The 3083-nt window shown below is 65.7% G+C and carries 4 protein-coding genes; all 4 read left to right on the forward strand.

Annotation, left to right across the window (positions count from 1 at the left end; all coding sequences use genetic code 11):
- Positions 1-616, forward strand: a 616-nt coding sequence (locus tag MRY84_RS18710; RefSeq protein ID WP_291507204.1) for a COX15/CtaA family protein, incomplete at its 5' end; no start/stop codon positions are given.
- A complete protein-coding gene (cyoE, locus tag MRY84_RS18715; protein ID WP_291507205.1) occupies positions 613-1515 on the forward strand; it encodes a heme o synthase in 903 nt (300 codons plus the stop codon). The genes MRY84_RS18710 and cyoE, both read left to right, overlap by 4 nt.
- Positions 1516-1529: 14 nt before the next feature.
- A complete protein-coding gene (locus tag MRY84_RS18720; RefSeq protein ID WP_291507206.1) occupies positions 1530-2141 on the forward strand; it encodes an SCO family protein in 612 nt (203 codons plus the stop codon).
- Positions 2142-2496: 355 nt separating this feature from the next.
- A partial coding sequence (locus tag MRY84_RS18725) for a PAS domain S-box protein (protein WP_291507207.1) occupies positions 2497-3083 on the forward strand: 587 nt, incomplete at its 3' end.

Consider the following 3083-nt stretch of genomic DNA (forward strand, 5'->3'; position numbering starts at 1 on the left):
GGGGCTGGTGCTGCTGGCTCTGCTGTGCGTGCAGGCAGTGCGCCAAACCCAGAGTGCCCGGGGCCAAGGGCCCGTGCCTGTCTCCACGGGGTTGCGTTGGGGGCTGGTGATCACCGGCGTACTCGTGGCGGTCCAGGTGGTGCTCGGCGGCTGGGTGAGCACCAACTACGCGGTGCTGGCCTGCACGACCTTTCCCACCTGTCAGGGGAGCTGGTGGCCCGCCATGGACTTTGGCCAGGGTTTCCAGGTCTGGCGCGCCTTGGGCATGCTGCAGGACGGCAGCCACATCAGTTTCGCCGGGCTCACGGCCATCCACTATGCCCACCGCCTCATGGCCTATGTGGTGCTCGCGGCCCTGGGCATTTTGTGCTGGCGCCTTCGGGCGGCGGGCGCGTTGCCCGTCCAGGCCCGCTGGCTGGCGGCGCTGGCGTTGCTGCAACTGGTCACGGGGCTGTCCAACGTGGTGCTCGACTGGCCGCTGCTGGCAGCCGTACTGCATACCGGCGGCGCCGCGGCGCTGGTGGTGGTGGTGACCTGGTCCCTGGTGTCGAGCCGCGCGGCGTCCGCGCCGCAAGCGTTTTCCGCGCCCTCGGGTGCATCGAGAGTTTCCGCATGAGTGTTGCCGCCCCTACCGCCGTTTCCCCGCCATCACGCTTTGCGCAGTTCTATGCGCTGACCAAGCCCCGCGTGGTCCAGCTCATCGTTTTTTGTGCGCTCATCGGCATGGTGCTGGCCGTGCCGGGCCTGCCATCGCTGCAGCAACTGGGCCTGATGGCGCTGGCCTGCCTGGGCGTGTGGCTGGTGGCGGGCGCCGCCGCGGCATTCAACTGCATCGTGGAACAGGGCATTGACGCCAAGATGAAGCGCACGGCGTGGCGACCTACCGCCAAGGGCGAGTTGTCCAATACGCAGACGTTGGTGTTCTCGGCCGTGCTCTGCGCGGCCGGGTCTGCGCTGCTGTACTTCTGGGTCAACCCACTGACCATGTGGCTCACCTTCGCCACCTTCGTGGGTTACGCGGTGATCTACACCGTGATCCTCAAGCCGCTGACGCCGCAGAACATCGTGATCGGCGGGGCTTCGGGGGCCATGCCGCCCGTGCTGGGCTGGACGGCCATGACCAACGATGTCGGTCCCGAGGCGCTGATCCTGTTCCTCATCATCTTCTTGTGGACGCCCCCCCACTTCTGGGCGCTGGCGCTGTACCGTGTGGAGGACTACCGCAAGTCCGGCCTGCCCATGCTGCCAGTCACGCATGGCAACGAGTTCACCCGCCTGCAGGTGTTCTTGTACACGCTGATCCTGTTTGCCGGGTGCCTGATGCCGTTCGTTTATGGCATGAGTTCCTGGATCTACCTGACCGCGGCCGTGGTGCTGAGCGCCGGCTTCTGCGCCTACGGCTTTGCCCTCTGGCGCAACTATTCGGATGCGCTTGCGCGCAAGACCTTTCGCTTCTCCCTCATTCACCTCAGCGCCTTGTTTGCCGCCCTCCTGGTAGACCACTACGTGCTGTGAATACCGCTATACCCATGCTCAAAAGAAATGCTCTTAAAACAATAGCTGTTAGCGCTCTATCCATAAGTGCTGCGGGCATTTTTAGTGCCTGCTCCGAGAAAAAGGCAGAGTTCCGCGGCGTGGACGTGACCGGAGCCGACTACGCCAAGGACCTGCCGCTGACCGACCACCATGGCAAGGCCCGTCACCTGGCTGACTTCAAAGGCAAGGTGGTGGTCGTGTTCTTCGGCTTTACCCAGTGCCCCGATGTGTGCCCCACCTCCATGCAGGAATTGGCCGAAGTGAAGAAGATGCTGGGCAAGGACGGTGACCGCTTGCAGGGCATCTTCGTCACCGTGGACCCGGAGCGCGATACGCCCGAATTGCTCAAGGCCTACATGGAGAACTTCGACCCCAGCTTCCTGGCGCTGCGCGGCAGCCCCGAGCAGTTGGCCGCCGTGGCCAAGGACTTCAAGATCTACTACAAGAAGGTCGAGGGCAAGACGCCCACGAGCTACACCATGGACCACTCGGCCGGCAGCTACGTGTATGACACGGCAGGGCGCCTGCGCGTGTACAACCGCTACGGCAGTGGCCCGCAGGCCCTGGCGGCCGACGTGAAGACGCTGCTGGCCGAGGCGGGCTGATCCGCCGCAGTCAGGCGCGGCAACGTTCTGGCGTTCCAGCCGGTGTCGCGGAATTGCCGCACGCCATGCATTCGAAAAGTGATCTACATCACGTTGGCATCAAGTAGACCTGCCGCTTCGGGCGGCCCTGGATGCCAATTCCGCCCCGATTCCCTAAAGTGAACCAAGCCATCGACCAGCTTGCGCGAGGTCGGTGCGACACGTCTTTTTCTCCTCTGTCCCTTTTCGAGGCTCTGGCATTGATGTGCTTGTTGGTTGACGCGAGAAACCTGGATCGGCCATGTGGCTGCGATGCCCGCCGCAGTAACCCCGGCCGCTGCGCTGGCGCGGTACCTCGACAGCGGTGCAGCGGGCCATGAACGCGACGTTCATCGGGGCCGCCGGCGCGGATGGCGGCCCGGTCCACGGCGCCGCCGGGCCCGGCAGTGCGCCGCCACCCCCCGTCCCCCCGGCCGTGGTCGCCCGGGACGGCGCCCTGGTGCTTGCCGCCATGAACGCAGCGCCCGACGGCATCCTGCTGGTGGACCGCCACGCTCGCATAGTCATGGCCAACGCAGCCATGGAAGCGATCTCGGGCTACACGGCCGACGAACTGCATGGCCAGCCGCTGGGCCTGTTGCTACCGCCCGAGCGGCGCGAGGCCCATGCGCACCACTTTGAAAGCTACTTCCATGCCCCTTCGCGCCGCCCCATGGGCATGGGGCGCGACCTTTGGATCGCGCGCAAGGACGGCCGCCTGACGCCGGTGGACATTGCCCTGGGCCATACCGACGCGCGTGGCGGCACGGCCGTGGCCTTTGTGCGCGACATCTCCGAAGTGCGCCGGCTGGAGGCGCAGATGCACTTCCAAGCCACGCACGATACGCTCACGGGCCTGGTCAACCGCTGGCAGTTCGGCCAGCGGCTGGAGCAGGCCATCGTCGAATCCACCCGCAGCGGCCA

It is taken from the genome of Acidovorax sp. (assembly GCF_022763525.1).
Classification (GTDB): Bacteria; Pseudomonadota; Gammaproteobacteria; order Burkholderiales; family Burkholderiaceae_C; genus Acidovorax.